At 71.8% G+C, this 19237-nt stretch carries 18 protein-coding genes; 8 read left to right on the forward strand and 10 right to left on the reverse strand.

The window, feature by feature from the left end; genetic code table 11:
• Window positions 1–124: 124 nt before the first annotated feature.
• Window positions 125–916, forward strand: a complete 792-nt coding sequence (locus ACZ7DL_RS17315; protein WP_470775009.1) for a S16 family serine protease — start codon at window positions 125–127, stop codon at window positions 914–916.
• Between the two features lie 43 nt (window positions 917–959).
• On the opposite strand, the gene ACZ7DL_RS17320 is transcribed toward ACZ7DL_RS17315, so the two are convergent.
• The 5 genes from ACZ7DL_RS17320 to ACZ7DL_RS17340 all read right to left on the reverse strand — a co-directional run bounded on the left by ACZ7DL_RS17320 (window position 960) and on the right by ACZ7DL_RS17340 (window position 5285).
• A complete protein-coding gene (locus ACZ7DL_RS17320; RefSeq protein ID WP_470775165.1) occupies window positions 960–1841 on the reverse strand; it encodes a glycine betaine ABC transporter substrate-binding protein in 882 nt (293 codons plus the stop codon).
• Window positions 1842–1984: 143 nt separating this feature from the next.
• Window positions 1985–2899 carry an ABC transporter permease gene (locus ACZ7DL_RS17325; RefSeq protein ID WP_470775010.1) on the reverse strand — a complete coding sequence of 305 codons (915 nt, stop codon included), beginning with the start codon at window positions 2897–2899 and terminating at the stop codon, window positions 1985–1987.
• On the reverse strand, window positions 2896–4143 hold the full coding sequence (locus ACZ7DL_RS17330; RefSeq protein ID WP_470775011.1) for a betaine/proline/choline family ABC transporter ATP-binding protein: 1248 nt from the start codon (window positions 4141–4143) through the stop codon (window positions 2896–2898). Before ACZ7DL_RS17330 ends, ACZ7DL_RS17325 begins: the two co-directional genes overlap by 4 nt.
• Entirely contained in the window at window positions 4136–4783 is a 648-nt protein-coding gene (locus ACZ7DL_RS17335) for an ABC transporter permease (RefSeq protein WP_470775012.1), read from the reverse strand. Before ACZ7DL_RS17335 ends, ACZ7DL_RS17330 begins: the two co-directional genes overlap by 8 nt.
• 22 nt (window positions 4784–4805) lie before the next feature.
• Window positions 4806–5285, reverse strand: coding sequence for an Lrp/AsnC family transcriptional regulator (locus ACZ7DL_RS17340; RefSeq protein ID WP_470775166.1), 480 nt, complete (start codon window positions 5283–5285; stop codon window positions 4806–4808).
• A gap of 122 nt (window positions 5286–5407) precedes the next feature.
• Here ACZ7DL_RS17340 and hppD point away from each other — a divergent pair, with 122 nt between their 5' ends.
• Window positions 5408–6553 (forward strand): 4-hydroxyphenylpyruvate dioxygenase, encoded by a 1146-nt coding sequence (hppD, locus tag ACZ7DL_RS17345; protein ID WP_470775013.1) that lies wholly within the window; start codon window positions 5408–5410, stop codon window positions 6551–6553.
• A gap of 35 nt (window positions 6554–6588) precedes the next feature.
• A complete protein-coding gene (locus tag ACZ7DL_RS17350) occupies window positions 6589–7446 on the forward strand; it encodes a phage baseplate protein (protein WP_470775014.1) in 858 nt (285 codons plus the stop codon).
• Between the two features lie 23 nt (window positions 7447–7469).
• Here ACZ7DL_RS17350 and ACZ7DL_RS17355 read toward each other — a convergent pair whose 3' ends face one another.
• Entirely contained in the window at window positions 7470–8945 is a 1476-nt protein-coding gene (locus tag ACZ7DL_RS17355) for a tetratricopeptide repeat protein (RefSeq protein WP_470775015.1), read from the reverse strand.
• Between the two features lie 92 nt (window positions 8946–9037).
• Here ACZ7DL_RS17355 and ACZ7DL_RS17360 point away from each other — a divergent pair, with 92 nt between their 5' ends.
• Window positions 9038–10444, forward strand: a complete 1407-nt coding sequence (locus ACZ7DL_RS17360) for an FAD-binding oxidoreductase (RefSeq protein WP_470775016.1) — start codon at window positions 9038–9040, stop codon at window positions 10442–10444.
• A gap of 11 nt (window positions 10445–10455) precedes the next feature.
• Here the strand turns inward: ACZ7DL_RS17360 and ACZ7DL_RS17365 are convergent, their stop codons facing one another.
• A complete protein-coding gene (locus ACZ7DL_RS17365; RefSeq protein WP_470775017.1) occupies window positions 10456–10869 on the reverse strand; it encodes an SsgA family sporulation/cell division regulator in 414 nt (137 codons plus the stop codon).
• 232 nt (window positions 10870–11101) lie between these two features.
• Between ACZ7DL_RS17365 and ACZ7DL_RS17370 the strand changes: the two genes are divergently transcribed.
• Together ACZ7DL_RS17370 and ACZ7DL_RS17375 are read left to right on the forward strand one after the other, a co-directional pair.
• Entirely contained in the window at window positions 11102–12805 is a 1704-nt protein-coding gene (locus tag ACZ7DL_RS17370; RefSeq protein WP_470775018.1) for an RDD family protein, read from the forward strand.
• 73 nt (window positions 12806–12878) lie between these two features.
• Entirely contained in the window at window positions 12879–13640 is a 762-nt protein-coding gene (locus tag ACZ7DL_RS17375; RefSeq protein ID WP_470775019.1) for an RDD family protein, read from the forward strand.
• 94 nt (window positions 13641–13734) lie between these two features.
• Here the strand turns inward: ACZ7DL_RS17375 and ACZ7DL_RS17380 are convergent, their stop codons facing one another.
• The gene (locus ACZ7DL_RS17380) at window positions 13735–13971 is read right to left on the reverse strand and encodes a hypothetical protein (RefSeq protein WP_470775020.1); all 237 of its coding nucleotides are present in this window, start codon (window positions 13969–13971) and stop codon (window positions 13735–13737) included.
• Window positions 13972–14338: 367 nt separating this feature from the next.
• Between ACZ7DL_RS17380 and ACZ7DL_RS17385 the strand changes: the two genes are divergently transcribed.
• Window positions 14339–16696: an immune inhibitor A domain-containing protein gene (locus ACZ7DL_RS17385; protein WP_470775021.1), complete on the forward strand. Its 2358-nt coding sequence runs from the start codon at window positions 14339–14341 to the stop codon at window positions 16694–16696.
• Window positions 16697–16817: 121 nt separating this feature from the next.
• On the forward strand, window positions 16818–17144 hold the full coding sequence (locus ACZ7DL_RS17390; protein ID WP_470775022.1) for a hypothetical protein: 327 nt from the start codon (window positions 16818–16820) through the stop codon (window positions 17142–17144).
• Between the two features lie 46 nt (window positions 17145–17190).
• On the opposite strand, the gene ACZ7DL_RS17395 is transcribed toward ACZ7DL_RS17390, so the two are convergent.
• Window positions 17191–17784, reverse strand: a complete 594-nt coding sequence (locus tag ACZ7DL_RS17395) for an isochorismatase family protein (protein WP_470775023.1) — start codon at window positions 17782–17784, stop codon at window positions 17191–17193.
• A 95-nt stretch (window positions 17785–17879) separates the two neighbouring features.
• Window positions 17880–19226: a nicotinate phosphoribosyltransferase gene (locus ACZ7DL_RS17400; RefSeq protein ID WP_470775024.1), complete on the reverse strand. Its 1347-nt coding sequence runs from the start codon at window positions 19224–19226 to the stop codon at window positions 17880–17882.
• Between the last annotated feature and the right edge of the window lie 11 nt (window positions 19227–19237).

A 19237-nucleotide genomic window follows, 5' to 3' on the forward strand; every position in this document is an offset into this window, starting at 1 on the left:
CAGCGGCGTGGCGGCCCTGTCGAGCCGGTCGAGCCGGTCGAGCCGGTCCTCAGGGGCCGGGGCCGAAAGGAGGCGGCGGTGAGGGGCCGGGGGGCGGCAGGAGACGCCGGGTTAGATTGACCCCGTGCTCTCACGTCTCACACGCCCCCAGGCCCTCGCCGTCTGCGCACTGCCCGTCGCGGCCCTGCTCGCCACGGCGGTGTTCGCGCCGCTGCCGTTCTCGGTGGCGCAGCCCGGCACGACGGTGAACGTGCTCGGCGAGAACCAGGGCACCCCGGTGATCACCGTCTCCGGCGCGGCGACCCGGAAGACGAGCGGGCAGCTGCGGATGACGACCATCGTGGCGACCGGCCCGGACGCCCGGATGTCCCTCGGGGACGTGCTCGGCAACTGGTTCCGCACGGACCGGGCGGTCATGCCCCGCGACGCGGTCTACCCGAGCGGCGACACCGTCAAAGAAATCGAGAAGCACAACGTCGAGCAGATGCAGGAGTCCCAGGATGCGGCGACCCAGGCGGCGCTGAAGTACCTGGACCTGAGCCCGAAGAAGGTGAAGGTCGAGCTGAAGCTCGCCGATGTGGGCGGGCCCAGCGCGGGGCTGCTCTTCACCCTGGGGATCATCGACAAGCTCGACGGCGACGGCGGCGGCGGCGACCTCACCGGCGGCCGCACCATCGCCGGCACGGGCACGATCGACGCCGCCGGCAAGGTCGGCGCGGTGGGCGGGGTCGCCCTGAAGACACAGGCCGCGCGCCGGGACGGGGCCAGCGTCTTCCTCGTCCCGAAGGCGGAGTGCGCCGACGCCGAGGCGAAACTGCCGAAGGGGCTGCGGCTGGTTCCGGTGACCACCCTCAAGAGCGCGGTCGACTCCCTGGTCGCCCTGGAGAGGGGTAAGGGCTCGGTACCGAGCTGCTAGGACCCGCCTCTTGGCCGAGGTCACCCGGGCCGAGGGAGGGCGCCTACTTCACGAACCCCTCCTGCTTCATCCAGTCCAGCGCCACCTGGTGCGGGTCCTCGCCGGCGACGTCCACCTCGGCGTCGAGGGTCTGCGCCACCGTGTTGTCGAGTTTCCTGGTGACGGGTTCGATGACGGCGGCGATGGCCGGCCACTTCTTCAGGACCTCCGTGTCGACCACGGGCGTGGCGTTGTAGTCGGGGAAGAACTTCCTGTCGTCGGCCATCACCACCAGGTGCATCGACTTGACGCGGCCGTCGGTGGTGAACACCTCACCGTAGGTGCAGGCGGCCTTCGCCACCTGGGTGTAGATGATCCCGGTGTCCATCTGGGTGACGTTCCGCGCCGGCAGGCTCATTCCGTACGCCTTCTCCATGCCGGGCAGCCCGTCGGCCCGGTCGGCGAACTCGCCCTCCACGCACAGGGTGACCGCGCCCGGGTTCTTCCTGGCCAGTGCGGCCACCTCCGACAGGGTCCGGGTGCCGTACTGCCGGAAACGGGCCTGGTTCATGGCGAGGGCGTAGGTGTTGTTCAGCCGGGAGGGCGGCAGCCAGGTCAGCCCGTTGCGCAGGTCGGCGTCCCGCACGGCCTGCCACTGCCGCTCCGGGTCGGGGATCGGCCTGCTGTTGCCCAGGTAGGTGATCCAGCCGGTGCCCGTGTACTCGAACTGGGCGTCCGCGTCCCCGTTCCGGACCGCCTCCCGGGACCCGATGGACCCCTGGATCCCGGTCCGGTCGACGACGTCCGCGCCGGCCGCCTGGAACGCGATCCCCATGATCGCGCCGAGGATCAGCTGCTCGGTGAACTCCTTGGAGGTGACGGTGAGGCGGGCGCCCGCGAGCGGCCGGCCCTGCCCGATCGAGCCGGGCTCGACGCCGTCGACCATGGGGGAGCCGCTGGACAGCCCGCAGCCGGACGGTACGACGAGCAGCGCGGCCAGCAGCAGGCGGGTACGGCGGCTCGTGCGTACGAGCAGGGCGGGGCGGGCTCTCGCACGCGCCGAGGACACGGCACGGGCCGGTGTGCGTCTCATGTGCCCACCTCCAGCCCCCGCGGCCGCAGCAGCACCTCCGCCAGCGAGGCCAGCCAGTCCACCAGCAGGGCCAGCGCCACGGTCAGCACCGAGCCGAGCACCAGCACCGGCATGCGCTGGGTGGTGATGCCGGTGGTGATCAGCGTGCCGAGGCCGCCGCCCCCGCCGAAGACCGCCAGGGTGGCCGTACCGACGTTGAGGACCAGCGCGGTGCGGATGCCCGCGAGGATCAGCGGGACGGCGAGGGGGAGTTCGATCCGGGTGAGCACGCCGAGCGGGGACATGCCGATGCCCCGGGCCGCCTCCAGCAGGGTCGGGTCGTTGGCCTGGAGACCGGCGATCGTGCTGGAGAGCACCGGCAGGACGGCGTAGACGATGATGCCGATCAGGGCCGCCTTCGTGCCGGTGCCCAGCCAGATGACGAGGAGGGCCAGCAGGCCGATCGCCGGGGTGGCCTGGCCAGTGTTGGCGAGCGCCATGGCCGCCGGGGAGGCCCTGCAAAACGCCCGCCGGGTCAGCAGGATGCCCAGCGGGATGGCGATGACCAGCACGAAGAAGGTGGAGATCACCGTCAGCCGCACGTGCTGCCACAGCGCCTTGGAGACCTTGCCGCCCGACAGCGCGTTCGCGGAGATCGTGTCCAGGTCGGCCTGCCGGAACCACAGCCAGGTCGCGAGGAGTACGGCGATCAGGAACGCGGGCAGCACGGTCAGCCGCGGCCAGGACAGCCGGCGCCCCGGCGGGCGCCGGGGCGCCGGCGGGGCCTCCTGCTCCCCCTCGCCCGCGTCGCGGAGGTCGAGCCCCTTCGGCTCGCCTTTGCCACGGAGGTCGAGCACCTTCGGGCCGCCTTCGCCGCGGAAGGCGAGCCCCTTCACCTCGTGTTCGCCCTCGGGGCGTCCGGCGGTGCTCACGCCTTCGCCACCCCTCCGGGGCCCTCCTGGTCCAGGTGCGTCTGCTGGACGCGGGCCGCCACCAGCTCGTGCTGGGCTTCCATGGCCTCCAGCCGGTCGGCCTCCAGCAGCTCGTGCACGGAGTTCATCAGCGTCTCCATGTCGACCACGCCGATGTACTCGCCGCGCCGCCCGGTCACCGCGACCCGGCCCGCGTTGTCGGTGAGTACGGCCTCCAGCGCGTCCCGGAGGGTGGCGTCCCGGGTCACCGTGTCGTGCACCGGCGTGCCCGCGCGGGCCAGCGAGCCGCGGGCCCGCATCAGGTCGCCGCGCCGCAGCCACTTGTAGGGCCGGCGGCGCCTGTCCAGGAGCAGGATCTCGTTGGTGCCGCTGCCGCGCAGGAAGCCGAAGATCTGCTGGAGCGGGGTGTCCACGGTCACCGTCGGGTAGTCCCGCATCTCCACGTCCCGCACCCGGGTCAGGTTGAGCCGCTTCAGGGCCGCGCCGGCGCCGACGAAACCGGAGACGAAGTCGTCGGCGGGGTTGGTGAGGATCGCTTCCGGGGTGTCGAACTGGGCGATGCGCGAGCGTTCGCGCAGCACCGCGATGCGGTCGCCCAGTTTGACCGCCTCGTCGAAGTCGTGGGTGACGAACACGATCGTCTTGTGCAGTTCGCGCTGGAGCCGGATCAGCTCGTCCTGGAGGTCATCGCGGGTGATCGGGTCGACCGCGCCGAACGGTTCGTCCATCAGCAGCACCGGCGGATCGGCGGCGAGCGCCCGGGCCACGCCGACGCGCTGCTGCTGGCCGCCGGAGAGCTGACACGGATAGCGGCCGTGGAACTCGCCCGGATCGAGACCGACGAGGTCCAGCATCTCCTCGACCCGCTCCCGGATCCGCCCCTTCGGCCAGCCGGTCATCCGGGGTACCAGGGCGATGTTCTGGCCGACGGTCAGGTGCGGGAACAGGCCCGAGGACTGGATGGCGTACCCGACCTTGCGGCGCAGCTTCACCGGGTCGATGCCGGTGACGTCCTCGCCGTTGATGCGGATGCGCCCGCCGGTCGGTTCGATCAGCCGGTTGATCATCTTGAGTGTCGTGGACTTCCCGCAGCCGGACGGACCGACGAAGACGACCGTCTCGCCCGCCTTGATCTCCATGCTCACGTTGTCCACGGCCGGCTGCGGATTGCCCGCGTACCGCTTGCTCAGGTTCTCCAGCTCGATCGTGGCCCCGTGCGAGGCGGCGGAGGTCGGCTCAGACACGGATCCCCCTGGGAATGGTCAGCCGCCCGATCAGCACGCACGCGGCGTCGAACAGCAGGGCGAGGATGGCGATCCCGAGAGTGCCCGCGAGCACCTGGTTCAGCGCGTTCTTGCTGCCCAGCGAGGCGAGCCCGCGGAAGATCTCGTTGCCGAGGCCGGGACCGGAGGCGTAGGCGGCGATCGCGGCGATGCCCGTCAGCATCTGCGTGGAGATCCGGATGCCGGTCAGGATCGGCGGCCAGGCCAGCGGCAGCTCCACCCGCAACAGCCGCGTCGGCCCCGACATGCCGATGCCGCGCGCCGCGTCCACCAGCGCCGGATCCACCCCGCGCAGGCCCACGATCGCGTTCCGCGCGATCGGCAGCAGTCCGTACAGCGTCAGCGCGATCACCGTGGGCGGCACGCCCAGGCCGACGACCGGGATGAGCAGACCGATCATGGCGAGCGAGGGGACGGTGAGGAGGGTGGAGGTGGCGGTGGTGGCGAGGTTCCCGGCCCACTCGGCGCGGTAGGTGACGACACCGACGAGCACGCCGAGCAGGGTCGCCAGGACCATGCACTGGAAGACCGCGCTGGCGTGCTGACAGGCGTCCGTGAGCAGCTGCTGGTGCCGGCTGCCCAGGTACTCCCAGAAGCTCACCCGCGCTCACCCCCGGATCGGCCTAGGTCCCTTCGCTGTCCCGGGCCGCCTGCTCCACCAGCGGGATGACCCGCAGCGGAACGGGGTTCTCCATGACGATCGCCGTGGAGGCCCGGACAATGCCATCAAAACCGACAACCCGGTCGATCACCCGTTGAAGGTCGGCGTTCGAGCGGGCCACCAGACGGCACAGCATGTCCCCGCTGCCGGTGGTGGTCAGCAGCTCCAGCACCTCCGGCACCGTCGCCAAGTGCGCGCGGACGTCGGGCCCTTGACCCTGCCGGATCTGGAGCGTGGCGAACGCGGTGACCGGGTAGCCGATGGCCGCCGGATCCACCTGCGGGCCGAAGCCGCGGATGACTCCGTTCGACTGAAGCCGGTCGAGCCGCGCCTGCACGGTCCCCCGCGCCACGCCCAACCGGCGGGACATCTCCAGCACGCCGATGCGCGGCTGCTCGGCCAGCAGCACGATGATGCGCCCGTCCAGATGATCGATCGCCACGGCACCCCCTGAGGTGGTCATCCTGTACAGAAAGGCCGCCGAAACGGCCGTAACACCAAGCAGATTGCACAGCGAACAAGGAAACTATTGCGCACCTTGCAGAGCAGAGCCACCCTTCCGCTATGACGCAGACCACACACCACACTCCCGACACCGCACGGCAGGCCGACCCCTTCCCGGTCAAGGGAATGGACGCGGTCGTCTTCGCCGTGGGCAACGCCAAGCAGGCGGCGCACTACTACTCCACCGCCTTCGGCATGAAGCTGGTCGCGTACTCCGGACCGGAGAACGGCAGCCGCGAGACCGCCAATTACGTGCTGGAGAACGGCTCCGCCCGTTTCGTCTTCACCTCGGTGATCAAGCCGAGCAGCACCTGGGGTCACTTCCTCGCCCAGCACGTGGCCGAGCACGGCGACGGCGTCGTCGACCTGGCCATCGAGGTCCCGGACGCCCGCCGCGCGTACGCCTACGCGATCGAGCACGGCGCCCGCCCGGTCGCCGAGCCGTACGAGGTGAAGGACGAGCACGGCACCGTCGTCCTCGCCGCGATCGCCACCTACGGCGAGACCCGCCACACCCTGGTCGAGCGCACCGGCTACGACGGCCCCTACCTGCCCGGCTACGCCGCCGCCGAGCCGATCGTCGAGCCGCCCGCCCAGCGCACCTTCCAGGCCATCGACCACTGCGTGGGCAACGTCGAGCTCGGCAAGATGAACGAGTGGGTCGGGTTCTACAACAAGGTCATGGGCTTCACGAACATGAAGGAGTTCGTGGGCGACGACATCGCCACCGAGTACAGCGCGCTGATGTCGAAGGTGGTCGCGGACGGCACCCTCAAGGTCAAGTTCCCGATCAACGAGCCCGCCATCGCCAAGAAGAAGTCCCAGATCGACGAGTACCTGGAGTTCTACGGCGGCGCCGGCGTCCAGCACATCGCGCTGAACACCAACGACATCGTGCAGACGGTCCGCACCATGCGCGCGGCCGGTGTCCAGTTCCTCGACACCCCCGACTCCTACTACGACACCCTCGGCGAGTGGGTCGGCGACACCCGCGTGCCCATCGAGACCCTGCGCGAACTGAAGATCCTGGCCGACCGCGACGAGGACGGCTACCTGCTCCAGATCTTCACCAAGCCGGTCCAGGACCGGCCGACCGTGTTCTTCGAACTCATCGAGCGGCACGGTTCGATGGGCTTCGGCAAGGGCAACTTCAAGGCACTGTTCGAGGCGATCGAACGCGAGCAGGCCAAGCGGGGCAACCTGTAACCGACGGGTCCCCCGCCGGACGACCAGGGGGGACCGTGGAGCAGCGCATCGACCTCGCCGCACCCGCCGCCCGCTGGCTGCGGCAGCTGGACACGCTGCGCGAACCCACGGTCCTCCAGTCCTTCGCCTTCGACGAGGTCCACCACCACCTCTACGTCCTCCAGCTCACCCCGGGCGGCCGGGACACCGGCGACCTGTGCCTCAACCGCCTGGACCTCGCGGGCAGACGCCTGGGCCACATGTACCTCAAGGGCTTCGGGCACGGCGTGAGCATGGGCGTCCAGCACGACACCGACGGCACGGTGTGGATCTGGACCGAGACGGACGCCCTCGGCGGCTTCGGCCGGGGCGTCACCCGCTTCCGGTTCGCGCGCGACGCGACCCGCACGTCCGACGACGTCAAGGTCCGCCACCCCATCGAGGGGTCCCGCGCCAACCAGCCCACGGTCTGTCCGGCCACCGGCCGCATCGCCGTCCGCCACCGGCTGCGGAGCGTCCCGCGCTACCGCGTCTGGGACCTGGCCGCCTTCACCACCCGGGACTACGCCTCCCCGCTCGCCGACTTCCCGCAGACCGGCGCCCACCCCGATCCGGGCGCCCCCTTCCAGGGCTTCGCCCTGCACGGCGACCACCTCTACCAGCTCGCGGGCAACGCCTACGATCCCCGCACCAACCCGCCCGCCGGCCACGGCAACACCTACCTGTCCTGCCTGGACATCCGCACCGGCGAACTCCTCGACCGCCACCGCACGGAGGCCGCCCACTCCCTCGACCACCGCGAGCCGGAGGGCCTGGCGGTGCGCCGCACGGGCACCCCGCGCCTGTACCTGGGGTTCGCGTCGGGGCAGGAGGGAGCCCGCAGGTTCTCGATCTACTACAAGCCCGGGAGCTAGGGTCTCCGCTGCAAGCCCGGGAGCTAGGGGGCCTCCGCGGGCAGCGGCTCGTCCGGCACCTCCCCGAGGGAGGCCAGCGCGCTGCGGGCCTCGGTGACCCCGAGCGGCGAGAAGTACGGATTGATCCGCAGCGCCTCCTGGAGATGCCGGCGCGCGGGCCCGAACCGCTCCAGCTCCGCCTCGATCACCCCCAGGTGGAACGCGTACAGCGCGCTGCGCACCCCGCCCCCCTTCGCCTTGTCCGTCGCGGCGGACGCGTAGGCCAGCGCGTCCTGGTCCTCGCCGGCCCGGTGCAGCGCCCAGCCCAGCGCGTCGGCCACCTCGATCCCCGGCTGCCGCGCCCACTCCTCCTGGAGCCGCTCCACGGCGTCCCACGGGTCCCCGTGGTCCGCCTCGAACCGCCCGATCACCAGCGCCTCGTCGACCCCGCCGGCCACCGCCTGCCGCACCGCCGCCTTCAGCCGCGCGTACTGCTCCTCGGCGGTCCCGGTCTGCCCCAGCGACTCGTACAACTCGCCCAGTTCCAGCAGACCCTCCGGGTCCGGCTGCCGGGCGAGCGCCGCCCGGTACGCGGCCAGTGCCTCGGTCGTGCGCCCCTGCGCGGCCAGCGTCCGCGCCCGCCCGACCTGCGCCGGCCGCTGGTCGGGATCGAGCCGGAGCGCGGCCTCGAAGTGCCGCAGCGCGACCGGCAGGTCCCCGCGCTCCCAGGCCAGCTGCCCGAGCCCGGCCAGCCATGCGGCCTGCTCGGCGGGGGTACGGGCGGCGGCCGCCGCGTCGGTCAGCTGGGCCACCGCGTCCTCCCGCCAGCCCCGGTCCCGGTACACCGCCGCGGCCCGCGCCTTCACGGCCGGCCGCTCCGCCGCGCCGGTGCGCAGCTCCAGCAGCTTGTCGAGGGTGGAGCGGGCCTTCGTGTAGTCGCCGAGCCCGGTGTACGCGTCGATCAGCGGCGGGTACGCCGTCCACCGCTTCGGCGCCGCCTTGAGCACCTGCTCGCCGTACCGTTTCGCCGCCGGGAAGTCCCGGCGCGCCAGCGCCAGCGCGGCCAGGCCGTCCAGCGCCTCGGTGTTGCGCGAGCCGCGCACCTCCAGCGAGGTCCGCAGCGCCCGCTCCGCCCGCGGGTAGTCCGCCGCGTCGCCCGCCCGGTGCCCCCGCTGCACATAAGCGGACCCCAGCACCGCCCACGCCCGGGCGTCCCGCGGCTGCGCCCGCACCCGCGCCTCCTGCCGTCCGATGAGCGCCGTCAGACCGGGCAGCGCGGCCGGCACCCCGTAGGTCACCGTCGTCAGCGCCTGCGTCCGGGCCTGCGCCTGCGGACCGGCGGCGGGCGGTGCGGCCACGCGCTGCTGCCGCTCCTGTGGCAGCAGCGTCAGCGCCGTGCCCGCGACGACCCCACCCGCCAGCACGGCGACCAGCACCCGCCGCAGCACCCGCCTGCGGCGGCGCGGCGCGGGCGGCCCGGCCGGCAGGGACGTACCCGGCACGCACAGTCGGTTGTCCATGGCGCTCACTGTGCGTCAATACGACGAGCACATCCGGGTGGCCCAAGGACGGCGCGGGCGGGGTTCACACCGATGGCCGCGAGTGCCACGCTGTGATCATGAGCCGTATCGAAGCACCGCGCGACGAACTCACGGGGAACCTCACCGACCGGCTCCTGGCCGGCCTGCCGCCCGAGGCCGTCCTGACCGACCCCGACGTCCTGGCCTCCTACGCGCACGACATGGCGAGCTTCTGCCCCGCGGGCAGCCCGGCCGTCGTGGTGCTGCCGCGCACCGTCGAGCAGGTCCAGCACGTCATGCGCACCGCCGGCGAACTGCGCGTCCCGGTCGTCCCGCAGGGCGCCCGCACCGGCCTGTCCGGCGGCGCCAACGCCACCGACGGCTCCATCGTGCTGTCCCTCACCAAGATGAACCGCATCCTGGAGATCAGCCCCGTCGACCGGATCGCCGTGGTCGAACCGGGCGTGATCAACGCGACCCTCTCCCGCGCGGTCGAGGAACACGGCCTGTACTACCCGCCGGACCCCTCCAGCTGGGAGACGTGCACGATCGGCGGCAACATCGGCACGGCCTCCGGCGGCCTGTGCTGCGTCAAGTACGGCGTGACCGCCGAGTACGTGCTCGGCCTGGACGTCGTCCTCGCCGACGGCCGGCTCATGTCCACCGGCCGCCGGACCGCCAAGGGCGTCGCGGGCTACGACCTCACCCGCCTCTTCGTCGGCTCCGAGGGCTCGCTCGGCATCGTGGTCCGGGCGGTCCTCGCGCTGAAGCCCAAGCCGCCGCAGCAGCTCGCGCTGGCCGCCGAATTCGCCTCCGCGGCCGCCGCCTGCGACGCCATCTGCCGGATCATGGCGGGCGGCCACGTGCCCTCCCTCCTCGAACTGATGGACCGTACGACGGTCAAGGCAGTCAACGACCTCGCCCACATGGGTCTGCCCGAGACCACCGAGGCCCTGCTGCTGGCCGCCTTCGACACCCCGGACCCCGCCGCCGACCTCGCCGCCGTCGAGGCCCTGTGCCAGGCCGCCGGCGCCACACAGGTCGTCCCTGCCGAGGACGCCGCCGAGTCCGAACTCCTCCTCCAGGCCCGGCGGCTCTCGCTGCCCGCGCTGGAGGCGGCCAAGGGCACGACGATGATCGACGACGTGTGCGTGCCGCGCTCGCAGCTCGGCGCGATGATCGAGGGCACCGAGCGGATCGCCGAGAAGTACGGCCTGACGATCGGCGTCTGCGCACACGCCGGCGACGGCAACACCCATCCCGTCGTCTGCTTCGACGCGCAGGACCCCGACGAGACCCGCCGGGCCCGTGACTCCTTCGACGAGATCATGGCCCTCGGCCTGGAGCTGGGCGGCACCATCACCGGCGAACACGGCGTCGGCGTGCTCAAGAAGGAGTGGCTCGCCCGCGAGCTGGGCCCGGTCGGGCTGGAGATGCAGCGGGCGGTGAAGCAGGTCTTCGACCCGCTGGGCATCCTCAACCCCGGCAAGCTGTTCTGAGGCGGCCGCCCTCACCGGGCGAGCAGCTGGTCGAGCGCGTCGTCGATGCCCAGCTGCCCGCCCTCCGTCCCCGGCGGTACCGCCCGCAGCGTCCGCTCCAGCCAGGCCGACACCTGCGGCACCGGCGCCTCCAGCAGCGCGTCGCCGTCCGGCGAACTCAGCGCCATCAGCACGACACTGCGCCCGTCCAGCTTCGTCGGCCACACCCGCACATCCCCGTGCCCGCACGGCCGGAACACCCCCTCCACCAGCAGGTCACGGGCGAACGTCCAGTTGACGGGGTGCTCGGAGTTGATGTGGAAGGCGACGTGGACGGCGTAGGGGTCGTCGGAGCGGTAGCTGAGCCGGGCCGGGACCGGGACGCTCCGTTCCGGCGACAGGACGAGCCTCAGCTCCAGCTCCCGCTCCACCACGGTGTGATGCATGACCTGCGTCTCCTTTCGGTTCGGGGCCGCTCGGACCGGGCCCGCACCAGGGGAGAGGGGGCAGCGGCGGGGCCATTACGCGGGTTCGGGGATTTTTTTCGCGGACCGTGAGAGTCCGGTGCGGCGATGCCCGGAAAGGGGCGGGTCCTGCGGGACTGGCGGTGGGGGATGCCCGGGTCTGATAGATGTGGAGGCTCCCATCCCACCCCCGAGCAGATACGGGACGACGGACATGAGCGCCCCAACCCCGGCCCCAGGTGACGACCGGCCCCGCGAGGGCTACTACCCGGACCCGTCCATCCCCGGCTACGTCCGGTACTGGAACGGCGCCTCCTGGGTGCCCGGCACGAGCCGCCCGGCGCCGAAGGACGGCGAACCGCTCACCCCGCCGCCCGGCGTCCGCCCGGCAGCCCCGTCCGTGGAGGAGACGGGCCCCCACTTCTTCGACGAGGACCCGGCCGACACGAGCAGGCAGCCCGGCACCGACGGGCAGTCCCCGGCCACCCCGTCCGACGAGTGGGGCCGGGCGGGCCGGCCCGCGCAGAGCGGTCAGGGCGCGCAGGCCGCGCAGTGGGGTCAGTCGGGTCAGCCGGGCCGACCCGGCGAGTCCGGCGGTGCCGGGCAGTCCGCGCAGGGTGCGCAGTGGGGCCAGTCGGATCAGCCGGGTCAGTCGAGCGGCCCGGCCCAGTCCGGCGGTGCCGGTCAGTGGGCCGGTGCCGGGCAGCCCGCCCAGTCCGCCCCGCCCGGAATCCCCGCCCAGGCCACCCACTCCGGAAACTCCGCCCAGGCCGCCCCGTCGTCGGGGCTCGGCGCTGACGGCCGCGGTGGGGCCCGGGGTGCCGACCCGCGGGTGCCGGCCGAGGCCCCGGCACAGCCCGACGACCAGGCCACCGGCCGTGCCGACGGCACCGCGACGATCCCCCCGGCGGAGGACGCCGCCCCGGACCCCGGGACCTTCATCTTCCGCCGCCCGATCCCCGGCCCGGCGGCGGCCCGCACCGACGACGGCACGATGACGTTCCGCCCGGTACCGTCCGGCCCTGCCGAGGGCGGTGCCGCCCCCGGCGGTTCCGGACCGGCCGGCTTCGGTACGCAGGGGCCGGTCGGCGCGCCCGCGAACTCCGGCTTCGGCGCCGGGAAGGCCGCCGCTGCCCGCGCCTCCGCCGCCCAGGCACCCCAGACTCCGGCGCAGTCGGCCCAGGCCGCACCCCAGACCCCGCAGCCCTCCCCGGCGCCGCACACTCCGCAGGCCCCGGCCCCGGCTGCCGCAGCCCCCTCGGTGCCCCCGCAGGGCGGTGCTCCCGCCACTCCGCTGACCGCCGGTCCCGGTGGCGGGCAGGCGTCCTGGGCGCAGCAGGTGCACCGGCTGGCGGCCGGCGGGGACGAGCAGCCCGTGGCGCCCTGGAAGCCGCCGGTGGAGGACATCTTCCAGGCCGCCGCGCGCCGGCAGGCCGCCGCCCGGCCCGCCGGACTGGGCAAGCGGCTCGCCGCGCGGCTGATCGACACGCTGGCCATGGGCGTGGTGACGGCGGCCGCCGGCGTTCCGCTCGGCATGCGGGCCGTGGACCACGTCCAGCAGAAGATCGACGCGGCCCGGCTGTCCGGCCGTGAGGTCACCGTCTGGCTGCTCGACGGCACGACCGGCACCAGCCTCGGCATCGTCCTCGCCGTCCTGCTCCTCACCGGCGTCCTGTACGAGGCGCTGCCCACCGCCAAGTGGGGCCGCACCCTCGGCAAGAAGCTGTGCGGTCTGGAGGTGCGGGACATCGAGGGGCACGAGCCCCCGTCCTTCGGCCCGGCGCTGCGCCGCTGGCTGGTCCTGAGCGTGCCGGCGCTGCTGGTCGTCGGAGTCGTGGGCGTGCTGTGGTGCCTGTTCGACCGGCCCTGGCGCCAGGGCTGGCACGACAAGGCGGCCCACACCTTCGTCGCGGGCTGACCGCGGGGCGCGCGTACTCCGTACGGCCGTCTGCCGGATGCGGAGGCAGGGGGGTTCGGGTTCCACTCGGGCCATGAGCAGCGAACCACCCCCCGGCTCCGGAGAGCAGCCCCCCGAGGACGACCCCTTCAGGAAGCGGCCCCCGTCGGACCAGGGGTCGGGCTCGCCGTACGACACCCCGTACGGCGGCGCCCAGCAGCCCCCGCCGCCCGGCGGCGGCCAGCACCCGCCCCCGGGCGGCGGTCAGCCACCTCCGTACGGCGGTCAGCAGCCGCCCCCCTACGGCGGCGGCCCCTACGGCGGTTCCCCGTACGGAGGCGGCCCGGGCGGCCCCTACGGCGGTGGCCCCTACGACGCCGGCGGCTATCCCGCCGACCCGCTGGCCGGCATGCCCCCGCTCGCCGACAGCGGCAAGCGGACGCTCGCGCGGATCATCGACATGATCCTCGTCGGTATCGTCGTCTGGCTGCTGACCTGGGCGTTCGGGGTGCGTGAGTACTCCGTCGACGGCGACCGCATCGAGGTCGGCCGGTCCGTCGCCCAGTCCTTCATCGCGGCCGTGCTCTATGTCGCGTACGACACCTTCATGATCAGAAAGTCGGGGCAGACCCTCGGCAAGAAGTGGCTCCGCCTGCGGGTGGCCAACCTGGACGACGGCGCCACCCCCTCCACGCAGTCCTCGCTGACCCGTGCCCTGGTGCTGTGGGTGCCGTTCGCCTTCTGCTGCGCCTGCATCTGGACGGTGATCTGCGGCGGCTGGAGCTTCTTCGACAAGCCGTACAAACAGGGTCTGCACGACAAGGCGGCCAAGACGGTGGTGGTCAGCGTCCCTTGAGCGGCGCGTGAGAGGCACCGTGAATGTGATGGGTGCCCATACGAGAGCGGCGGGTCCGTGACGTACACGGGCCCGCCGCTGTCGTGCCGTGCGGTCACAGGGTGGTGGGCACGCGCTCCTCGTCGGCCACGGGCTCCGCGGGCGCCTGCACCGGGCGTGCCCCGGGTGCGGGGACCGTCAGGGCGACCAGCAGGCCCAGCGCGAGTGCCGCGAGGGCGATGACCGTGATCCCGGGTCCCGAAGTCGTCTGGGACAGCAGCAGCATGGCCAGCGTCGAGAGGACCACGGTGCAGGAACCGTAGGCGAGCTGTGCGGCGGTCGGACGAGGCATGGCAATCGTGTCCTCGGCAGTCGTCGGGGGATGGGGGGTGCCGTTCGGCTCTCTTGGCGTGCATGCCCGAGCGGGACGGCCGGTAAGCGTGACCTAACCCACGGTACCGGTGCACGGGGGGCGCACGGAGTCACCGGTCCGGCCAAACGGGCGGACGCCTGCGCCGGTTGGGCGAGCCGCAACGTGTTCGCAAAGCGGACGCCATCTCCGCATAGTGCACTTGTCCTGCTCAAGTCAAGGTCTGTCTTTTCCGCTAAACCTCTAGTCAAATGTCGTCACTTGATTACACGCGTTGATCGTGCGCGCACGGATTCCTCCATGACCCGGAACCCCCTGTCCGTGTGCGCGGCGCGGGGGAGGAACTCAAGTGACCAGCAGATCCTGGACGTTCAGAGCGGCCGCCATCGGCGTGACGCTCGCCGCGGCCTCCGCCACGTTCGCGACGTATGCCGTCGCCGAGGCGAGCACCCCGGCCCGGTCCGCGGCCGCCAACCGGCACGACCCGGCCCCGGTGAACCAGCAGAAGCACGACCTGGACGGCCCGCTGAGCAAGACTCAGGAGGCGCAGCGCCAGGAGGCCCTGAAGCAGCTCATATCGGGCAAGGCGAAGGCCGAGGAGCGCAACGGCTCCAAGGTCGTCAAGCTCAAGAGCCGCAAGGGCCAGAGCAAGTACGTCGAGCTGGGCCGCGAGAAGACCGACAAGATCTTCACCATCCTGGTGGAGTTCGGGGACCAGACCGACCCCAAGTACGGCGGTACCGCGGGACCGCTGCACAACAAGATCGCCGCGCCGGACCGTACGAAGGACAACTCGACGGCCTGGCAGAAGGACTACAGCAAGAAGCACTACCAGGACCTCTACTTCGGCACCGGCAAGAAGACCGAGTCGCTGAAGAAGTACTACGAGAAGCAGTCCTCGGGCCGCTACTCGGTCGCCGGTGAGGTCACCGACTGGGTCAAGGTCCCCTACAACGAGGCCCGTTACGGCAACAACGCCTGCGGCCAGACCAACTGCCCGAGCGTGTGGAACGTCGTCAGCGACGGCCTGAACGCCTGGGTCGCCCAGCAGAAGAAGGCCGGCCGCACCGACGCCGACATCAAGAAGGCCATCGCCAAGTACGACCAGTGGGACCGGTACGACTTCGACGGCGACGGCAACTTCAACGAGCCGGACGGCTACGTCGACCACTTCCAGATCGTGCACGCCGGTGAGGACGAGTCCGCGGGCGGCGGCGCCCAGGGCAAGGACGCGATCTGGGCCCACCGCTGGTACGCCTTCGGCACCGACGCCGGCGCCACCGGCCCCGAGAGCAACAAGCTCGGCGGCACGCAGGTCGGCGCCACCGGCATCTGGGTCGGCGACTACACCATCCAGCCGGAGAACGGCGGCCTCGGCGTCTTCGCCCACGAGTACGGCCACGACCTCGGCCTGCCGGACGAGTACGACACCGCCGGCGGCGACAACTCCACCGGTTTCTGGACCCTGATGTCCTCCGGCTCCTGGCTCGGCACGGGCAAGGAGTCCATCGGCAACCTGCCCGGCGACATGAACGCCTGGGACAAGCTCCAGCTGGGCTGGCTGAACTACGACACCGCCAAGGCCGGCAAGCAGTCCACGCACAAGCTGGGCGTCGCCGAGTACAACACCTGGGACAAGCAGGCCCTGCTGGTGACCCTGCCGGACAAGGCGGTCACCACCACCATCACCGAGCCGGCGCAGGGCTCGACCCAGTGGTGGAGCGGCAGCGGCAACGACCTGAAGAACACGCTGACCCGCTCCGTGGACCTGACGGGCAAGTCCTCGGCGAGCCTCACCCTGGACGGCTGGTGGGCCACCGAGGAGGGCTACGACTACGTCTACACCGAGGTGTCGACCGACGGTGGCGCCAACTTCACCGCCCTGGACGGCACGGCGGACGGCCAGGCCCTCCCGCGTGACGCCAGTGGCAAGCCGGCGCTGAGCGGCTTCTCGCAGACGCACAAGAAGCTGTCGTTCCCGCTCGACGCCTACGCGGGCAAGAAGATCGACGTGCGCTTCCGCTACGCCACCGACGGCGGTGTCGCGGAGAACGGCTTCACGGCCGACGAGATCACCGTGACCGCCGACGGCACCCCGCTGTTCTCGGACAACGCCGAGACCGCGGACGCCGGTTGGACCGCGGCCGGCTTCTCCCGCATCGGCGCGTCCTTCACCAAGGACTACAAGCAGTACTACATCGCCGAGAACCGGCAGTACGTGTCGTACGACAAGACGCTGAAGACCGGCCCGTACAACTTCGGCTTCGCGTCGCGCCCGGACTGGGTGGAGCACTACCCGTACCAGAACGGCCTGCTGATCTGGAAGTGGGACACCTCCCAGGCGGACGACAACACGAACGAGACCAACGGCCACCCGGGCACCGGTCTCATCCTGCCGGTCGACTCGCACTGGAAGGCGCTGAAGTGGGCCGACGGCACGCTGCTGCGCAACCGCGTCCAGGCGTACGACTCCCCGTTCAGCCTCTACGGCACGGACGGCATCACCCTGCACAAGGCCGACGTCGCCCTGAAGATCAAGGCGTCGAAGGGTGTCTCGGTCTTCAACGACCACACGAGCACCTACTGGGACCCGAAGAACCCCACCGGGGGCGTCAAGGTCACTGACACCAACACCAAGATCACGATCGTCAAGGAGGCCAAGGACGGCTCCACGATCCAGCTCAAGGTCGGTCCCGCGGTGAAGTAGTCCACAAAACCGCAGGTCAGGCGCGTATCGGCGGCAACCCCTTGGCGGGTTGCCGCCGGTCGTGTTTAGGTGCGTCCTGTGGACCGCTTATTGACACCGACCGAAACGGGGATGTGACCGCATGGCCGCTGGAGGCTTCTGCAAGCTACCGAACGGCACCGTGGTGGTGGCGCTGAATCTGCCCTACGGCTCCGCCGCGGTGCGGGTGCTGGTGCACGCCCAGAACCGGGCCCGGGCCCTGACCAGGCTCCGCAACCTGGGGCTGCGGGCGATATACCTGCGGGGCAACGCCGCGCCTCCGACGCCGGACGAGATCACGGCGGTCCTGCACCATCCCGACGGCCTTATATGGCGCACGGCCCCTGCCGACAACGGTGTCATCGTGAACGAGCTGTGGCATCCGATCCGAGCCCTGCTGCGCACGTCAGCGGTGGTGCAGCAGGGGTGACGCCGCTGCGGGGGCCGAACCGGCCCAGGCCCCCGCCCGACGTCCCCTAGCCGCTCACCACGGGCTTGCCCGTCAGTTCCACGCCCGCTTCGCGCAGCTCTTCCAGGGCCCGCTCGGTGGTCTCTCCCGCCACCCCGGCCGTCAGGTCCAGCAGCACCTGGGTCCGGAAACCCGCTTCCGCGGCGTCCAGGGCGGTGGCCCGCACGCAGTGGTCCGTGGCGATGCCCACCACGTCCACCTCGGTGATCTCCCGGGCCCGGAGCCAGTCGGCCAGCAGGACGCCGTTCTCGTCGGTGCCCTCGAAACCGCTGTAGGCCGCCGAGTACGCCCCCTTGTCGAACACCGCGTCGACCGCGCCGGAGGCGACGGCCGGGGCGAAGTTCGGGTGGAAGCCGACGCCCTCGGTGCCCGCGACACAGTGCGCGGGCCAGGAGCGGACGTAGTCGGGGTTGTCCGCGAAGTGACCGCCGGGCGCTATGTGGTGGTCGCGGGTGGCCACCACATGCCGGTACCCGGTGCCCCCCGCCTGGCCGATCAGCTCGGTGATGGCGGCGGCCACGTCCGCACCGCCGGCGACCGCGAGGCTGCCCCCTTCGCAGAAGTCGTTCTGCACGTCTACGACGATCAAGGCGCGGCGCATGGTGGGTGTCCTTCGACTGAGAGTTAAGTAACTGAGCCTAGAGACTTCCGGGCCCGGACGGGAGAGGGCGTTCGAGGGCGGACGTCGGTCCCGCTCTAGCTACCCGAGCGCCCCTGGACATACTCCGTCGGAATGACGGGTTCCCCCCGGGACAGCTGGGTAGCGGAGAGAGGCAGGTTCGCGCGGGCCGCGATATGGCGGTCCCGGGGCACGTCCAGCGGCTCCCGGGCGATCACGTCGCCACCCTTGATCAGCTGCACCAGCAGCTGCCGGTCGGCCAGCTCGGCCGGGACCGGTCCTGTGCCCACGACCTCGGCCTCCGCGACCCCCTCTGCGTCCAGCCGGCGCGCGGCCCACTTGCGCCCGCCGATGGAGGTCTTGCCGCCGCTGGACTTCTTCGCGACCGGCAGCAGCGGTGTCTTGGGGTCGGCGGAGTCGGCCCGGGCGACCAGCTTGTAGACCATCGAGGAGGTCGGGTGCCCGGAGCCGGTCACCAGCTGGGTGCCGACGCCGTACGCGTCCACCGGGGCCGCGGCCAGCGAGGCGATGGCGTACTCGTCCAGGTCGGAGGTCACGATGATCTTCGTGTTCGTCGCGCCCAGCTCGTCCAGCTGCTGCCGCACCCGGTGGGCCACCAGCAGCAGGTCACCGGAGTCGATGCGGACCGCGCCCAGCTCGGGGCCGGCCACCTCCACCGCCGTACGGACCGCCTCGGTGACGTCGTAGGTGTCCACGAGCAGGGTCGTGCCCCGGCCGAGGGTGTTCACCTGGGCCTGGAAGGCGTCCCGCTCGCGGTCGTGCAGCAGGGTGAAGGCGTGGGCCGAGGTGCCCACGGTCGGAATGCCGTAGCGGAATCCGGCGGCCAGGTCGGAGGTGGTCGCGAAGCCGCCGACGTAGGCGGCGCGGGAGGCGGCCACCGCCGCCAGCTCGTGGGTGCGCCGGGCGCCCATCTCGATCAGCGGGCGGTCTCCGGCTGCGGAGGCCATGCGGGAGGCGGCGGCCGCGATCGCGGAGTCGTGGTTGAGGATGGAGAGGATCACGGTCTCCAGCAGCACGCACTCGGCGAACGTGCCCTCGACCCGCATGATCGGCGAGCCGGGGAAGTAGACCTCGCCCTCGGGGTAGCCCCAGACGTCCCCGCTGAAGCGGTAGTCGGCGAGCCACTTCAGGGTCTCCTCGTCGACGATCTTCCGTTCGCGCAGGAAGCCGAGGACGGCCGGGTCGAAGCGGAAGTTCTCCACCGCGTCCAGGACGCGTCCGGTGCCCGCCACCACGCCGTAGCGGCGCCCGTTCGGCAGCCGCCGGGTGAAGACCTCGAACACGCTGCGCCGTTCGGCCGTACCGGCCTTCAGGGCGGCCTGAAGCATGGTCAGCTCGTACTGGTCCGTGAAGAGCGCCGTCGAGGGAACGTCCACCGGCAGCCCAAGGTCCGCTGTGTTCATGACCATGGATC

It is taken from the genome of Streptomyces sp. NPDC036984 (assembly GCF_055607665.1).

What these genes read in the sequence shown, in the direction of transcription:
- ACZ7DL_RS17320 (WP_470775165.1), bottom strand. Translation starts at nt 1,841, where the DNA reads ATGGTCGACGGCGTCGAGCCCGGCTCGATCGGGCAGGGCCGGCCGCTC.
- hppD (WP_470775013.1), top strand. Translation starts at nt 5,408, where the DNA reads ATGACGCAGACCACACACCACACTCCCGACACCGCACGGCAGGCCGAC.
- ACZ7DL_RS17355 (WP_470775015.1), bottom strand. Translation starts at nt 8,945, where the DNA reads ATGGACAACCGACTGTGCGTGCCGGGTACGTCCCTGCCGGCCGGGCCG.
- ACZ7DL_RS17365 (WP_470775017.1), bottom strand. Translation starts at nt 10,869, where the DNA reads ATGCATCACACCGTGGTGGAGCGGGAGCTGGAGCTGAGGCTCGTCCTG.
- ACZ7DL_RS17370 (WP_470775018.1), top strand. Translation starts at nt 11,102, where the DNA reads ATGAGCGCCCCAACCCCGGCCCCAGGTGACGACCGGCCCCGCGAGGGC.
- ACZ7DL_RS17375 (WP_470775019.1), top strand. Translation starts at nt 12,879, where the DNA reads ATGAGCAGCGAACCACCCCCCGGCTCCGGAGAGCAGCCCCCCGAGGAC.
- ACZ7DL_RS17380 (WP_470775020.1), bottom strand. Translation starts at nt 13,971, where the DNA reads ATGCCTCGTCCGACCGCCGCACAGCTCGCCTACGGTTCCTGCACCGTG.
- ACZ7DL_RS17390 (WP_470775022.1), top strand. Translation starts at nt 16,818, where the DNA reads ATGGCCGCTGGAGGCTTCTGCAAGCTACCGAACGGCACCGTGGTGGTG.
- ACZ7DL_RS17395 (WP_470775023.1), bottom strand. Translation starts at nt 17,784, where the DNA reads ATGCGCCGCGCCTTGATCGTCGTAGACGTGCAGAACGACTTCTGCGAA.
- ACZ7DL_RS17400 (WP_470775024.1), bottom strand. Translation starts at nt 19,226, where the DNA reads ATGAACACAGCGGACCTTGGGCTGCCGGTGGACGTTCCCTCGACGGCG.